The 15139-nt window shown below is 37.7% G+C and carries 15 protein-coding genes; 2 read left to right on the forward strand and 13 right to left on the reverse strand.

What is annotated here, in order from left to right:
* Positions 1-476 precede the first annotated feature (476 nt).
* The 3 genes from TS1_RS09095 to TS1_RS09105 form a co-directional block, all read right to left on the reverse strand.
* Positions 477-773 carry a helix-turn-helix domain-containing protein gene (locus TS1_RS09095; protein WP_068709993.1) on the reverse strand — a complete coding sequence of 99 codons (297 nt, stop codon included), beginning with the start codon at positions 771-773 and terminating at the stop codon, positions 477-479.
* Positions 766-1131, reverse strand: a complete 366-nt coding sequence (locus TS1_RS09100; protein WP_068709995.1) for a type II toxin-antitoxin system RelE/ParE family toxin — start codon at positions 1129-1131, stop codon at positions 766-768. Before TS1_RS09100 ends, TS1_RS09095 begins: the two co-directional genes overlap by 8 nt.
* 470 nt (positions 1132-1601) lie before the next feature.
* Positions 1602-2696: a peptidoglycan DD-metalloendopeptidase family protein gene (locus TS1_RS09105; protein ID WP_068709997.1), complete on the reverse strand. Its 1095-nt coding sequence runs from the start codon at positions 2694-2696 to the stop codon at positions 1602-1604.
* 164 nt (positions 2697-2860) lie between these two features.
* Here TS1_RS09105 and TS1_RS09110 point away from each other — a divergent pair, with 164 nt between their 5' ends.
* The gene (locus TS1_RS09110; protein ID WP_068709999.1) at positions 2861-4018 is read left to right on the forward strand and encodes an AI-2E family transporter; all 1158 of its coding nucleotides are present in this window, start codon (positions 2861-2863) and stop codon (positions 4016-4018) included.
* Between the two features lie 504 nt (positions 4019-4522).
* Entirely contained in the window at positions 4523-5680 is a 1158-nt protein-coding gene (locus tag TS1_RS09115) for an NAD(P)-dependent malic enzyme (protein WP_068710001.1), read from the forward strand.
* Positions 5681-5712: 32 nt separating this feature from the next.
* Here the strand turns inward: TS1_RS09115 and TS1_RS09120 are convergent, their stop codons facing one another.
* From TS1_RS09120 to TS1_RS09160, 10 genes are all read right to left on the reverse strand, one after another.
* Positions 5713-5898, reverse strand: a complete 186-nt coding sequence (locus TS1_RS09120) for a hypothetical protein (RefSeq protein ID WP_068710003.1) — start codon at positions 5896-5898, stop codon at positions 5713-5715.
* Positions 5898-6599 carry an NAD(P)H-dependent oxidoreductase gene (locus TS1_RS09125; RefSeq protein ID WP_068710005.1) on the reverse strand — a complete coding sequence of 234 codons (702 nt, stop codon included), beginning with the start codon at positions 6597-6599 and terminating at the stop codon, positions 5898-5900. The genes TS1_RS09120 and TS1_RS09125 overlap by 1 nt, the downstream gene beginning before the upstream one ends.
* A gap of 72 nt (positions 6600-6671) precedes the next feature.
* Positions 6672-6842: a hypothetical protein gene (locus TS1_RS12605; RefSeq protein ID WP_169792371.1), complete on the reverse strand. Its 171-nt coding sequence runs from the start codon at positions 6840-6842 to the stop codon at positions 6672-6674.
* A 336-nt stretch (positions 6843-7178) separates the two neighbouring features.
* A complete protein-coding gene (locus TS1_RS09130) occupies positions 7179-8159 on the reverse strand; it encodes an NERD domain-containing protein (protein WP_068710007.1) in 981 nt (326 codons plus the stop codon).
* A gap of 112 nt (positions 8160-8271) precedes the next feature.
* Positions 8272-9369, reverse strand: a complete 1098-nt coding sequence (locus TS1_RS09135) for a polysaccharide pyruvyl transferase family protein (protein WP_068710009.1) — start codon at positions 9367-9369, stop codon at positions 8272-8274.
* 86 nt (positions 9370-9455) lie between these two features.
* Entirely contained in the window at positions 9456-9698 is a 243-nt protein-coding gene (locus TS1_RS09140; protein WP_068710011.1) for a GlsB/YeaQ/YmgE family stress response membrane protein, read from the reverse strand.
* Between the two features lie 21 nt (positions 9699-9719).
* Positions 9720-10811, reverse strand: a complete 1092-nt coding sequence (locus TS1_RS09145; RefSeq protein ID WP_068710013.1) for a polysaccharide pyruvyl transferase family protein — start codon at positions 10809-10811, stop codon at positions 9720-9722.
* A 69-nt stretch (positions 10812-10880) separates the two neighbouring features.
* On the reverse strand, positions 10881-11858 hold the full coding sequence (locus TS1_RS09150; protein ID WP_083498286.1) for a polysaccharide pyruvyl transferase family protein: 978 nt from the start codon (positions 11856-11858) through the stop codon (positions 10881-10883).
* A gap of 275 nt (positions 11859-12133) precedes the next feature.
* Complete coding sequence (locus TS1_RS09155) at positions 12134-13858, reverse strand: ABC transporter permease/substrate binding protein (RefSeq protein WP_068710015.1); 1725 nt, start codon at positions 13856-13858, stop codon at positions 12134-12136.
* On the reverse strand, positions 13851-15095 hold the full coding sequence (locus TS1_RS09160; RefSeq protein ID WP_068710017.1) for a quaternary amine ABC transporter ATP-binding protein: 1245 nt from the start codon (positions 15093-15095) through the stop codon (positions 13851-13853). The genes TS1_RS09155 and TS1_RS09160 overlap by 8 nt, the downstream gene beginning before the upstream one ends.
* Positions 15096-15139: the final 44 nt, after the last annotated feature.

A 15139-nucleotide genomic window follows, 5' to 3' on the forward strand; every position in this document is an offset into this window, starting at 1 on the left:
AAATTTTGGACTTGGTTATTTTTTAAAAATGGTAATAATTTATCAAATTGTTCGGGGGTGTGGACGATCTCCCTTTCTTCGATACAATATTCATTTTTATAAACCACCATATAACTTTTCCCTTTACTAACATCTAAAGCCATTATAAACAAAGTAATCCCTCCTCAATAAAAATCTTGAAGCCTCACTAATCCATGCTTTTTTACTTTCCTATACACGGTTTCAACGAACCAACATACTTCAAACAAAATGGACATAGTTAGTGAAGGAGACCTGTTTGACATACGGGTTCCATGGCCCTATCGTGTTGGCGGTCTTTACTTCACTTCTACTATATAAAAAATAGTAGTGTAATACCACCGTCGTGATATTACACTACTAATCTTAGTATGTTTGACAAAGAGCCTAAAAAATAGTCTAACTTTAGGAGTTTAGTACATGAGTGAGGCGTTTTTCACTTAAAGATTAAACACAGCTTACAAAGTCACTTTTTCATCATTTTTGGGATTAAACTCAATGGAAATTCGTATACTATTTAAAAGCTGCGTTACTAGCGCGAAAGATGGATTCATATCAGCATTTTCAATTTTCGAGATCGTTACACGATTAATGCCTGATAACTCTGCCAATTCACTCTGTGTTAATCCATTTCTTTTACGAACTTGTCGAACAGTTTGTGCCAGCTGATAGATTGTATCTTCCACTTGTATTGCTTGCTTAAATTTCGGATCATTTTGCGAATAATTGGCAATATATTGATCAACTTTACTCATTTTTATCATCCCCTTTTGGTTTATTTGCAAAAAATGAACGTTTCCTATTTTTGGCTAGCTCAATCTCACGTTTAGGGGTTTTGTTTGTCTTTTTGTTAAATCCATGAGAAATAAAATAAAAATCTCCCTTTACTCGAAAATAAACTGCTCGTGGAAAGTATTGCGTGCTTCTCGATCTTATTTCGAAAATTTTTTCTTTCTTATCTAACAATTTTATCCATTCTCTTTGGCTAGCGTCCCTTATTCCTACATTTTCAATTGCTTCAATTCTACGTAATAAACTTGCTCGTGTATTCGTATCTAATTGTTCAAGAAATCGATCGAACTTGTTATCCCAATCAAAAATTAGCTGTTTCATCAGTTTATTCCTTTCATAATTGTAGCTTATAAGCTACAAATTGTCAATTTTCATTTGTACCAATACCTCAAAAACTTACCAACAATTTTTAGAAGCAAAAATTCGTATGCATTTAAGAGATCGCGTTCTCAAGTTTGAAGAAGATATCCACCTTGCTGACGTTATTGTGGCCACGATTAATTCTTGAAAGTGAAATCCGATCAACAAGCTATCATACAAGTGTGCCCTGCTTTAACAAGAAATGTTTAAATCGTATCAAGGCTACGGTGGAAACAAGGAGTAAAGCTGTAGCTAAAAACAATGGTAACTATGTGAAATAACTTTGTAGCTGATCTCTATTTTGCACATTAATAGATGCCTTATTTTAAAAGGTTTTTATAATAACATTAATCGAGAAATACCTTGATTCATTTTTTGTTGTCGATGAAAAAAACCATTAAACATCTAAAAATCGTTTAATGGAGAGTGGTTTACTCTTTTATCTTTAACACCTCTAACGGATCCATCAATTGCTCCTGCACTAAGCTTTCCGATCGATTGACTTCAAAATGTACATGAGGACCGGTGCTATTTCCGGTCGTGCCGACTAATGCTATTGTTTGTCCTTGTTGTACCCTTTGTCCAACCTTTACCAGATTGCGGCTACAATGCGCATACAAGGTAGTTAACCCGTCTGCATGCTTAATGGCTATATAATTCCCCCAAGAAGGATGATAGTCAGATTGAATCACCTTGCCACTTTTTGCAGCTTTTATCGGAGTTCCTTCTGCAACCGCTAAGTCGATTCCTCGATGAAAATCACTGTCGTGTTTGCCAAATTGTGAAGTGATATAGGCATTTGGAACGGGAAATATATAGTCATCATTTTCATTTGCTCGTTCTTCGGTATTCTCATCATAATTTATTAGATGGTAAGTGCTGATAATTTCATCTAATTTCTCATTATAATGTATATCGGTGGCATAACGACCTGTTAAAAATTTGGTGGCTGTTTGATAGTTTTCCGCTTCTGTTTTCCAAGCGCCTTTGTAAAAATTTTTATCGTTGATTAAGCCTGTCTTTAACAAATGCGCATAATCTTGCAAAGATTCTTCGTAGTTTTCATACTGACGGAAAGAGGCTAAAGACGGATAAATCTGTCCTTTCCCATTATCTTCTATGGTAGTAAATGAAACCTCTTCACCTTTAATTCCAAATAAATTAAAATAAGGCGGCTGACTTAACTGACTTTGACCGTTGCCAGATTCTAATATCGCCTGAGCAATCATCACGGAAGCATATAAATTTTCTTCTTGCCCAATTTGACGTGCATCTTCACCAATTTGTTCAATAAAATCCCAAGTATCTTTGATAGGCCTTGCTTGATAAGAGCTGCTATTTTCGTTGGTTGAAACTTCTAGCACGTCTCTATTATTTTTTGGCGGCTCCTTAACGAGTAATTCCTGCTGTTTTTTTAAACGAGGCGACACTTCCTCCTTTACCTCATCTGCTGTGACTAGCGGACCGCTAGTCAAAAACTGCATACACAACATCAGAGCCACCAAATATTTTCTTTTTTGTTTCACTCGAATTTCCTCCTTTGTCATTTTGCGTCTTACATAATACAGTACGCAAAAAAGAGGATTTTCATTTTTATTAAACGAAAAAACCAAATAAAACGACAAATATTATTTGAGTATTCGCTTGTTTTTCTCTATAATAATGATAATTCACTCTAAGGAGGGCGATTATGAAACAAAAATCGGAAAATCGATTCATTCAATTTTTAGGTGGTAAAACATCTTATTATGTTTTAGGTCTTATTATTTTAAGTGCAATTGCTATTTTTATCGTCAATAAAGTTTCATTTGTATTTACACCGCTAGTTACCATACTGATGTCTGTTTTACCGCCATTTATTTTTGCTGTAGTCATTTATTATATATTCAATCCATTTGTCATGTGGGTAGAAAAGAAAATGTCACGGACATGGGCCGTTTCACTCATCTACTTTTTAGCCGTGGTCATCATCGGTGTGCTTGGCTTTTTTGGCATTCGTTCTTTAGTAAATGAAGGTCAAGAACTAGCGGAACAATTTCCTACTATTTTAGATAACGTCCAAGACGATATACGAGCCTTCTTGTCTCAGTTACCTTTCCAAGGACAAATTGATACACTGATTTCTTCCACCAATGATCTTGCAAAAGATGCACTTTCTTCGATAGGCGATAATTGGCAAGATGGCGTTTCAGGTATAGGCAGCGTCTTTTCTGCAGTATCGACAACTGCCATCACACTTTTTGTGGGTCCAGTCGTTGCATTTTTCCTATTAAAAGATAAACAAAAATTTGCTCAGTCAGTGCTAAAGATTGTTCCACCAAATTTTCGTGACGACTTTGAAATGCTAGCAAGAAAAGCAGATAGTCAACTAGGTGCGTTTTTAAAAGGACAGTTAATGTCTAGTGCGGTGTTAGGGGTTATGTATTGGGTGACCTTTTTACTGATCGGCTTGAATTATGCCACAGTTATGGCCTTTTTAGTCGGCGTTTTCAGTCTGGTTCCTTATATAGGTTCAGTTATTACCTTTGTTCCCGGCTTAATCATCGCCTTCCAGCAATCACTCTTAGAAGCGGTCATTTTTGTGGTGGCCTGGTTTGTCATTCAAGCATTGCATGGAAACTTGGTAATGCCTCGTGTGATGGGCGATAAGTTACAGCTGCATTTTCTTACCATTTTGCTGGTAGTTTTAGTTATGGGTGATTTGATGGGCTTTATCGGCGTATTGTTTGGTATTCCAATTTATTCTTTAATAAAAATCGCTGTACAATACTTATTTAGTCTCTTCAAACAACGTTATAATCGCTTTTTCGGTGACGAAAAAGGCAACTACGAAGATCCCGAGATGTAAAACTCTCATTGTCTATCAGACACAGGCCAACAATATTGGCCTGTGTTTTTTTTTTAGAATAACTGGCGAAATTCACCAACGTTAAAAAACAACCATCTTACAATAATAATTCTCCGTTTTAAACTCAATTGCTGTTTCCATACTACTTAAAAGTTGTGTGACAAGCGCAAAAGAAGGGTTCATATCCTTTTGAAATCGTAACGCGATGAATACACGATAGTGCTGCTAATTCAGTTGGTGTGAGTTTGTTGCTCTTACGAACTTGCCGAGCTGTCTGGGGAAGCTGGTAAATCGCATCTTCCGCTGGTTTCGCTTTTTTAAAAGCTGGTTCGCTTTGCGAGTACTGCTGTCTACTTTACTTATTTTTTTGATCCCTCGTTCAGGAATTTTTCCTTTTAAAACATACGATGCACTTTTACTGTTCTTCGTCCAAAACAACTTGTAAAAAAACGTTATCTGTTTCACAATAGGGATGAAGAAAAATTCTCAAAGGAGGAGAAATAAATGACCGATGTAAAAAAAGAAGCGCTAAAAATTAGCCGGGAAAAAGGAGGAAAGCTGGAAATTCATTCAAAAGTGCCAGTGAAAACCCGGGAGGATCTAGCTATCGCTTATACACCGGGGGTTGCCGCAGTTAGTTCAGCAATTGTTGAAAATAAAGAGGACGTCTACACTTATACAAGCAAAAGAAATACCGTCGCTATTGTCACCGATGGTTCTGCTGTATTGGGCTTAGGAAACATCGGACCTGAAGCTGCTTTACCTGTTATGGAAGGAAAAGCGATTTTGTTTAAGGAATTTGCAGATATTGATGTCTTTCCGATTTGTCTAGCGACACAAGATACAGAAGAAATCATTGCTCATATTCAAGCCATGGCGCCTTCTTTAGGTGGAATTAATTTGGAAGATATCGCAGCGCCTCGCTGTTTTGAAATCGAACGTCGTTTGAAAGAAAGCTTAGATATTCCAGTTTTTCACGATGACCAACACGGTACTGCTATTGTCGTTTTGGCTGCTTTATACAACGCGTTAAAGTTAACAGAAAAGAATTTGACCAATAGTAAAATCGTAATAAACGGAGCGGGTGCTGCTGGCATCGCGATTACCAAAAAATTATTAACCGCCGGAGCAACAAATATCCTGCTCGTCGACAAAACAGGAATCATTTCTGCCGATACGCCTGATTTGGATGAACGATATCAAGAAATTGCGCAACAAACCAACCTAGACCATGCAAGGGGAGACTTACAAGAAGCATTGAAAGGCGCCGATATATTTATTGGTGTTTCAGCTGGAAACATTTTGGCTAAAGAATGGATCCAAGCAATGAACGACCAACCGATTGTTTTTGCCATGGCGAATCCTGTCCCAGAAATCATGCCTGACGAAGCTAAAGCAGGGGGCGCTTTTATCGTAGGTACGGGGCGCTCTGATTTTCCTAACCAGATCAATAACGTTTTAGCCTTTCCGGGAATTTTCCGAGGAGCTTTAGATTCGCGTGCGAAAGATATTACTGATGAGATGCAAATCGCCGCTGCCAAAGGTATTGCAGCAGTTATTCCTGAAGATGAGTTGAGTGTAGATAATATCATTCCTGATGTTTTCGACCCTTCTGTTGTAGATATTGTCGCAAAAAGTGTTTCTGACGCTGTTTCAAAATAAAAAAGATTGCCAGATATTACCGACAATCTCTCTTATATGCCCCAATCATTGGGAGACCAAAGCGTACCGTCCAACTGCCCTTGGATTTGTTCGGTACGTTTTTGTTGTTCTAAAAGTAAATCTTTTATTCCTAATAATAAAGCCTTTTGTTTATAGTCATGGCTGTTTTCAAATAAGTAGTCGAGCTGAGCTAGTGACCACTCAACGTTTTCTTCCATTATAAAGAGCCTCCTGCTTGGTCCAAATACATCTGAATTTCATCTAATTCCATGCGGTTATCTTCAATTAATTCTTTGACTTGTTCTAATACAAATGTACTGCCACGGGGGAGAAATTGCTCATCCATGGCCTCTATTTGTTGTAAAAACCAATTCTCCTTAGCTTTCAAAGTATCAAAATCTTCGATCATTAGATACTGTTGGTAAGCTGTTAACATCCGCATTTTTTCGGTTTCTTCCATATAATGAAATTGGAAAATAAGAAATGGTTTTAAAAAGCGCATCTGGGTTTTTTTAGCCATCGCTTGATAAGGAGTTGTCAGAGTACTGAGTGAAAAGCCTTCTTTTCCCCCAACTTGGTATTCTTTTTCGGGCATACCAATCACTAAAACCAGCCCTAACTCTTTATCCTTTAACTTATTCCCCCCATAACCATAGGCAAAATTTTCGGTTAAAACTTCATCCTGCCAATGTTTTAGCATAGGAGGAGATGAGTACCAATAGAAAGGAAACTGGAAAATAATGCGATCATGCTGTTGTAACAGCTCTTGCTCTCGCTCGATATCAATTTTTCCATCCGGATAAGTGGATTCTAAATGGTGAAATGTTATTTCGTTAGAATCGGGCAGTGCTTCTTTTAAATATTGCTGGCTGGCTGATTCATCAATTTCTGGATGCGAAACGATAATAAGCGTCTTCATACGGATTAAACGCCTCCTTGTCGTAAACATTATAACAGCTCACCCATTTTCCGTCAGTTGAAGAGCTTGTGTTTATTTTCTAAAGGCTGAACGAATGGCTCCTATCATCGTTCCTTTTCTTCTGGCTTGTTTTTTCCGTTGTTGTTTTGTTAATGATTTTTTCTTAGGCGATATTTTTTGCCCTGTTCGTAAGTTCTTTGAGGCCTGTGCCCAGTGTTTGCTTGCGCGTCTTCTTCCGATCATATTCTTTCACCTCTTTTCTTGTAAGCTAACAACTCCAATCCAAACTGTCAACTTTCCTGCCGAAAGAGAGACAACTGCTTTTTTGAACAATAAAATCTAATTCCGTTATCCAATTTTGGAATATTGGATAATGCGTCTCGTTTCCTTTATTCAATTTTAGCGATTTTCAAAGTTATTTTTTTATTTTGTCCTTTTTAACTTGTTATTGAACAACGAATACCGATTCTTTTATTCAATTACTCGTTATTGGATAACAGAACTTGATTCCTTTATTCAATTTTTGGTTATTAGATAACAGATTCTACTTCCTTTATCCAATTTTATCGATAACTACTTCTACTTCCACATTTTCCTCTGTTCCAGTTGATTAAAGTGTTCCATATCATCTTCAAACCAATAATCAAATATAATTCCTTTGTTTTCATGTCCAAAACGTTTTTTCACTGTAGACTGGATAGCAATAAAATATGTTTTTAATATATACTTCAAATAGATTTCCTGTAGGTCTTTTCCAAAAAATGCTTTTAATTCTTTCAAGCTAAGATATCGATCGTGAAAAAGAACGCCATATTCAGTGATGGTCCGCACATAAGCTGTTGCTTTTACTTCTTCATATCCACAGCTACAGACCACCGTATGTTTGTTTTGCCGAGTATTAAACTGGTGACAACGTGGACAGCAAATTCCTTTTTGCAAGTGTTTTTCTTCCTCTAGAGTTAGTTGACGTTTTGTACGATAGCCATCGATTTGATATTGGAATAGTACTGACTGCCAGTGAAGGTAACGTTCATCTGAAAAGTATTTTTTTAATTCCAACAACCACAAAGGTAATTCATTGAACGCCAAAATTTTTTCTGAAACTGTGTCTTCAACATAGATATTTGATTCTGGATTTAAAAAAGCTAAGACACCTTTTACTTTTAAATCAATCTGGTTTTCTTTAAATATGTTTTCAATGACTCGTACTGCTCTTCGTAATTGTTCCAAAATGTTTGTTGGCAGTTTCTTTCCATTGCGTTGCCAGCTGTTATATTGCAAAATATAATCGCCTTGGTAAAACTTCATGTCGATGATATAGACAGTTGTACCTACTAATAATATTTTATCAATCTGAACAACAGTGGATTGATATTTTAAAGTGATGTCATCTATTATCTCTGTTATTTCTGGTAAAAAAGTTTCCACCAGTTTATCCATCTGCCGTTCTCCTACAAAACCTTTTTGCGACCTTTGTAGTGCCCGCCGTTGTTCTTCGTTTAGCTGCTTGCGCTTACCTAGCGTTTCCAACCATTGTAACTCATGCGATTTTCTTCTCATTATATGCCTCCTCATAAATTTATATACATTTATAAGTACGCAAAAATGAAGCGAAAATTTTTTATAAAAAATCATCCTGCTGAAAATATCAGTCCAGGACGATTTTTAACTACTATTTTTTAATTAAATCAATCAAGGCATCATAACTATGCGAAAAATCATGTGCGCGCGGTTGTTTGAATTTTTTTAGTTCTTCAATCATAGGAATAAGTTTTTGCGGGTCTTTTTCAGTGGTATGTTGGATATGATCCAGGTCTTCAAACCAGTTATAGTAAAAAGAGCTCGCCTTACCATAGCTATTATCAAATACTAAACAAGGAGTTTTAGTTAGTACGCAAAAAATCATGGCATGTAAACGATCGGTAACGACCACTTCGCTTGTTTTAATCTGATCTAATTTAAGATCTACCAGCCAACCTCGTTCAGAGATCCGAACTTCATCAAGCGGTGAAGCTGTTCTGCTTTTGTCTCCTTCTGGAAATTCTTTATAAGGCAATATAGTATCGGTTTGACCTACATCATTGTCATAATCTTCCAAATTATTTGTTAAACGTTCTACTAATTTATCAGAGGTGACTTTCTCATTGTCTACACGCATAATAAGCAAAACACCATCACGTGTAAATTCAGGACGGTCAGGTTGTAGCGATAAGACCATATCTGCTGTATAAATCGCATTGGCTTTAAAGTGTTTCTTTAAATAATCTAAGGATTGGGTATCTCTTGCAATAAGTATTAAATTTGGATTTTTATCATAAGCTTCTTGACTTTTTCTTAATTCCTCTTGGCCTTGTTTGCTATCTTCAAAATAAACTGATTGAGGAAAAGAGAACGTCTTGTTATTCACAAACGTCGAAAATACTTTACGGCGAGGAACTTCATGCTCTGTGTGGAGGCTCCCAATATTTCCTCCTCCAGTATAAGCGATCATATCATCTGAACGTAATAATGGCAGTAATTCCTCGATAGCTTGATCTGTTTGTGGTTCAGTAATTTCGATATACACCATCTCTGGAAAGTTTCTGGTGAAAAATCGTCTTTGTGCTTCATTAATCGCTTGGTCCCCTAAGTTATTATAAGTAGGAACGCCGAATACATAAATCCGCTGCGATTCTTCTGGTAACTGTTTAATTAAATCTGTCAAAGTAATCGCATCTAAGGTGTAAGCAAAATTTAAACTTGTAATATCTGGTCTTGTATTTACTGTCAACAAAATCTCTCCTTACTTTTTTACAGACGATTAGCATTTCAAAAAAATCGCCCTGCCAGAAAAATAGCGCAGGACGATTTTTATAACTACCTTCTACCTAAGAAAAAGGAAACAACTGCAACGACGATAATCGCTCCAATAATCGAAGGGATAATTGCCATACCGCCAATAACCGGACCCCAGCTTCCTAAAAGTGCTTGTCCGATGGATGAACCAACAAGGCCTGCAATCACATTAAAAATGATGCCCATTGATCCTCCCTTGTTTGTAATAGCGCCAGCGATTGCTCCAATAACACCACCGACGATAATTGTCCATAACCAACCCATAATAAATGACTCCTTCCATTTTTAATTTTTGATCAAATCGATCAAAGCGCGATAACTATGCGAAAAATCTTGGGCATAGGAATGGTTAGATTGTTTTAGATCCTCAACCATTGCTGTTAATTTTTTAGGATCTGTTTCAGTTGTATGCTGGATATAATCCAAGTCTTCTAACCAGTCATAGTAAAAGGCACTTGCTTTGCCATAATTATTATCAAATACTAGACATGGCGTTTGGGTAATCACCGCAAAAATCATACCATGCAAACGGTCAGTAACTACCACTTCACTGGCTTTAATTTGGTCTAGTTTGAGACTTAGTAACCAGTTGCGTTCAGATATTCTTACAATATCAAGTGGTTTATCTGTATTGCTTTTTACATCATAAGCTTTAAAAGGAAGCACAGTATCTGTTTGTTCCACTTGATTTCCTGCATCTTCTATACTTTTAGTTAATTGCTTGATTAATTCATCAGAAGTGACCTTTTCAGCATCCTCACGCATGATCAATAATATCCCATCTCGTTTAAATTTGGGACGTTTTGGCTGCATAAACAAGACCATGTCCGCTGTTAAGGCAGTATTTGCTTTAAAATTTTTTTGGAACTTATCTAGAGACTGTGTATCCCTTGCAATAAGCGTTAAATTTGGATTCTTATTATAGGCTTCCTGACTTTTGCGCAGTTCTGCTTGTCCTTTTTCACTATCTTCAAAGTAAACCGACTGCGGAAAAGAAAGCGTCTTATTATTGACAAAGGTTGAAAAGACTTTGCGACGCGGGATTTCATGGGCCAAGTGAACACTCCCAATATTTCCCCCACCGACATAACCGATCATATCATCTGAACGCAGCAAGGGTAATAATTCTTCAATCGCTTGATCCGTCTGCGGTTCAGTAATTTCGATATAGACAATTTCTGGAAAATTTTCAGCAAAGAAACTTTTTTGTGCCTGACTAACTGCTAAATCCCCTAAGTTATTATAAACAGGGGTCCCAAACATATAAAAACGTTGCCGATCTTCAGGTAATTGCTTAATGAACTCTGTTAAAGAAAGCATATCTAATGTATAAGCAAAATTTAAACTCGTAATATCTGCTAAGGTGTTGGCTGTCATTCAAATCTCTCCCTTTTTTAGGCGATAATTGATCTTAGTCCACCTAGAGTAAACGGCAATTTCCGTTTTTTATTTTTTAATCAAATCGATCAAATCATCATAAGCATGAGAAAAATCATACAGATGAGAATGTTCGTAGCCCTTCAATCCTTCAATCATAGGGGCTAACTTGTCAGGATCTTTTTCTGTGGTATGTTGGATATAATCTAGATCTTCAAACCAGTTATAATAAGAGGCGCTGGCTTTACCATAGCTGTTATCAAATACCAGGCAAGGTGTTTTGGTTAATACGCAAAAGATCATGCCGTGCAAGCGGTCTGTGACTACAGCTTCACTGGCTTTAATTTCTTCTAATTTGCGCTCAATCAACCAGCCGCGTTCTGAAATACGTACTTCATCTAAGTTAGCTGCTGTATCAGCATTACTGTCTGAAGCTTTAAAGGGTAAAACAGTGTCTGTTTGTTCCACTTCATCACCAACGTTATTTAATTTATAACTTAGTTTTTCTATCAACTTTGTGTTAATAACTTTTTCAGAATCTTGTCGCATGATAAACAGTACACCATCACGCTCACCATTGGATGGCTCTGGTTGAAGAGAAGCGACAATATCTGAAGTATAGAGAACATTTACGTCAAAATGCTTTTTAAAATAATCCAATGATTGGGACTCTCTGGCAACCAGTGTCAAATTAGGGTTTTTGTTGTAAGCTTCTCGGCTTTTTCTTAATTCCTCTTGTCCTTGTTCAGTGTCTTCAAAATTAACTGACTGTGGAAAAGAAATCGTCTTGTTATTTACAAAAGTAGAAAATACTTTACGGCGTGGTTCTTCATGATCTAAATAAACATTGCCGATATTTCCTCCGCCAGTATAGCCAATCATGTCGCTGTCACGTAATAATGGTACCAATTCTTTAATAGCTTCATCTGTTTGTGACTCTAAAATTTCAATATAAGTGATTTCAGGAAAAACTCTTTTGAAAAAAGCTTTTTCGGCATAAGCAACTGCTTGGTCGCCTAAGTTATTATAATTTGGCACACCAAACATATAAAAACGTCATGGTTCTTCCGGCAATTGCTTTACCATTTCAGTTAAAGAAATTTGACCTAATGTGTATGCAAAATTTAAATTATCAATATTTATCGCTCTTTTAATTGCCATTAAGATCTCTCCTTTTCTTTATCTAACTACAATTAAAGGATAACTTTTATAAAAAAATCTGTCCAACAAAAGCCATTGTAACAAAGAAGTATAAAAAAACAGAGCAGATATTCTGCTCTGTTAAACGTTATTTTAAAGGGATTTATAAAAGAATATATATTTTATTCTACCCAGCTGTCCACCTTGTCGCGATTGTCTTCAATCCAATCATGAGCAGCGTCTTCTGGGTCTTTTCCATCTTCAATATCTAGCATAATTGATTCCATGTCTGATGCATCCCATTTAAAGTTATCCAAAATATGGTAAGCTTCTGGCATGTCCTCTTTAAGCCCTAAGCGCGCTATGGTATCAATACTTTCCGCTTGTCCCATTGTGCCTTTAGGATCATCTAGATACTTCAAGTCATAGCGTTGGAAAATCCAATAAGGGTTCCAACCTTCAACAACAATCTCGTCGTGTGCTTTAATCGCCCGATCTAACTGGGCGTTCATTGCCCCTGTAGATGAAACCACTTGTTTCCAATCTGATAAGTTTGGATAGGCTTCTAAAGTATCATCGGTTGCCGAAACAATTCCTGCCCCGGGTTCAATTCCGGTAATTTCTTTATTGGCTTGATCATCTAAGTCTTCAATCGAATCTACGTCCATATAAGATGGCACAACAAGACCTAATTTGGCTTGTTTATCAATATGAGGTCCTAAATCATCAATATCATTTTTAAATTCTTCGTATTGGGCTTGGTGAGTGATGGGAAGCCAAGCACCTGTATTGGCATCTACTTGGCCGTTTGCCACAGCCTGCCAAACCACTGGAATATCTAGTGAAGTCATATTCACATTGTAGCCTTGTTCTTCTAAAACCTGAGCCATCACATTCGTCGAGACCACTTGGTCATCTTGTTGGGCATACCCTAGGGTGATGGTTCCTTTATTGGTCCCGGCTGAAGAGGAATAAACACCATAAACGGCGAAAAAGACGACTCCAAGAGCAACGACTCCGTTAATAACCGCTCTTTTCTTTTTAGAAAGTCTTTTTCCTTGTTGAGCAGAAGAACGATTCATTGCTTGCGTGAAACGGTCCATAATAATTGCAAGTACGACAATTCCTACACCATAAACAAAACCATTGCCGACATCTGAACGTTGGACAGCAGCTAGAACTCCGACACCTAATCCGGGTGCCCCAATCATTGAAGCAATCACAACCATGGATAATGCTAACATTATCGTTTGGTTAATCCCTGCAAAAATACTTCCTTTGGCGATAGGTAATTCAAGTTTGAATAATTTTTGCCAAGAAGTGCCGCCGAAAGAATCTGAAGCTTCAACTAACTCAGTAGAGATTTGCCGAATTCCAAGATTGGTCATGCGGACGGTTGGTGGCAAGGAGAAAATGACAGAAGCAAACACGCCAGGAACCATCCCAACACCAAAGAAAGCAACGGCTGGAATTAAATAAACAAAACCGGGCATGGTCTGCATCACATCTAAAACCGGCTTAATAATACTTTCTGCCGTTTCACTTTTTGACATCAGAATTCCCAAAGGAACACCAATAACGATGGCGACCAAACTAGAAATAACTACCAGCGTAACTGTATTTAATAAGTCTGGCCACATGTCTTGATTGTAAATAAATAATAACCCTAAAAAAGCAATAATAGGAATCCACCATTTACGGTGAAAAACAAAATAAGCAGCAAGAGCTATCAGCACCATCAATAGTAGCGGTGGAACAGCTGATAGAGTATTTGTCATAAAGTTCATGACTGCTTGACCTACAGTTTGTATAAATGAAAAAAGACCTGATAAGTGCTGGGTTAACCAATCGACTCCAGAATCAATCCATTGAGCAAGTGGAATCTGCTGTTGTAAAAAATCAAGCATCTGCGTTCACTCCCTCAGCTTCTGCCGTCTGCTCGTCGTTTTCTGCGACCTCTTTATCTTGTTCAGTATCTGTCATGGCACCGATCACGCTACCACGGACAACGACTCCGACTACACGGTCCTCATCATCGACCACTGCCAATGGAGCGGGCGAGTCGTAAATCATATCAAAAATGTCTGTCACTAAGGTTTCTTTTTGGACTTTTTGCACATTTTTATCCAACACTTCTTTCAGTGTTTTTTCATTCTTACGCGCATCCAAAGCTGCTTCGGCTGTTAAGCTGCCCTTTAAGTAACGTTTGCGGTCAACAGCGATTAACATACTCACTTCTTCTTTGCGCATCCGTTGTAAAGCAACATTAGGGCCGTCCGCTTCAACATTAATTGTTAACGCAGGTTCCATAATATTTTCTGCCGTCAACACTTTCGAACGATCGACATCTTCCACAAACTCTCGCACAAAATCATTGGCTGGATGGGTCAAGATTTCTTCTCCAGTGCCAATTTGCATGATTTCCCCATCACGCATCAACGCAATCCGATCCCCGATTCTTAAGGCTTCGTTTAAATCGTGGGTAATAAAGATAATGGTTTTTTGTACGCGTTCTTGCAAATCTAACAAATCATCTTGCATGTCGCGGCGAATTAATGGGTCCAAAGCAGAGAATGCTTCGTCCATTAACAAGACTTCTGGATCATTGGCAAGTGCTCGGGCTAAGCCGACCCGTTGCTGCATCCCACCAGATAATTGATTGGGATATTGGTCTTTAAAAGAAAGCAAGCCGGAATTATCCAAAGCTTCCTCAGCCTTTTTCTGGCGTTCTTCTTTAGACACGCCGCGTACTTCTAAACCGTACTCCGTATTTTCTAAAACGGTCCGTTGGGGAAAAAGTCCGAAATTTTGGAAAACCATGTTCACTTTGTTTCGACGAACTTCACGCAAGTCTTCTTTGGACATTTTAGCAACATCCGCATCGTCAATATAGACTTCGCCGGAAGTCGGCTCAATCAATCGATTAATCATCCGTACCAAAGTGGATTTCCCACTTCCGGAAAGTCCCATAATCACAAAAACTTCCCCTTCTTCTACGTCGAAACTAACATCATGTACCCCGACCGTTGCGCCGGTTTCTTCCACGATCTCTTGTTTGGATTTCCCTTGTCTAACCAGTTCAAGTGCTTGTTGGGTTCTTCTGCCAAACACTTTGGTTAAATGTTCTACTCGAACTTTACTCAAAACGTTCACTCTCCGTTTCTATTTTTAAAGCACTTTTTTCTGTA

Source organism: Tetragenococcus solitarius NBRC 100494 (assembly GCF_001544195.1).
In the GTDB taxonomy this organism is placed as follows: domain Bacteria; phylum Bacillota; class Bacilli; order Lactobacillales; family Enterococcaceae; genus Tetragenococcus; species Tetragenococcus solitarius.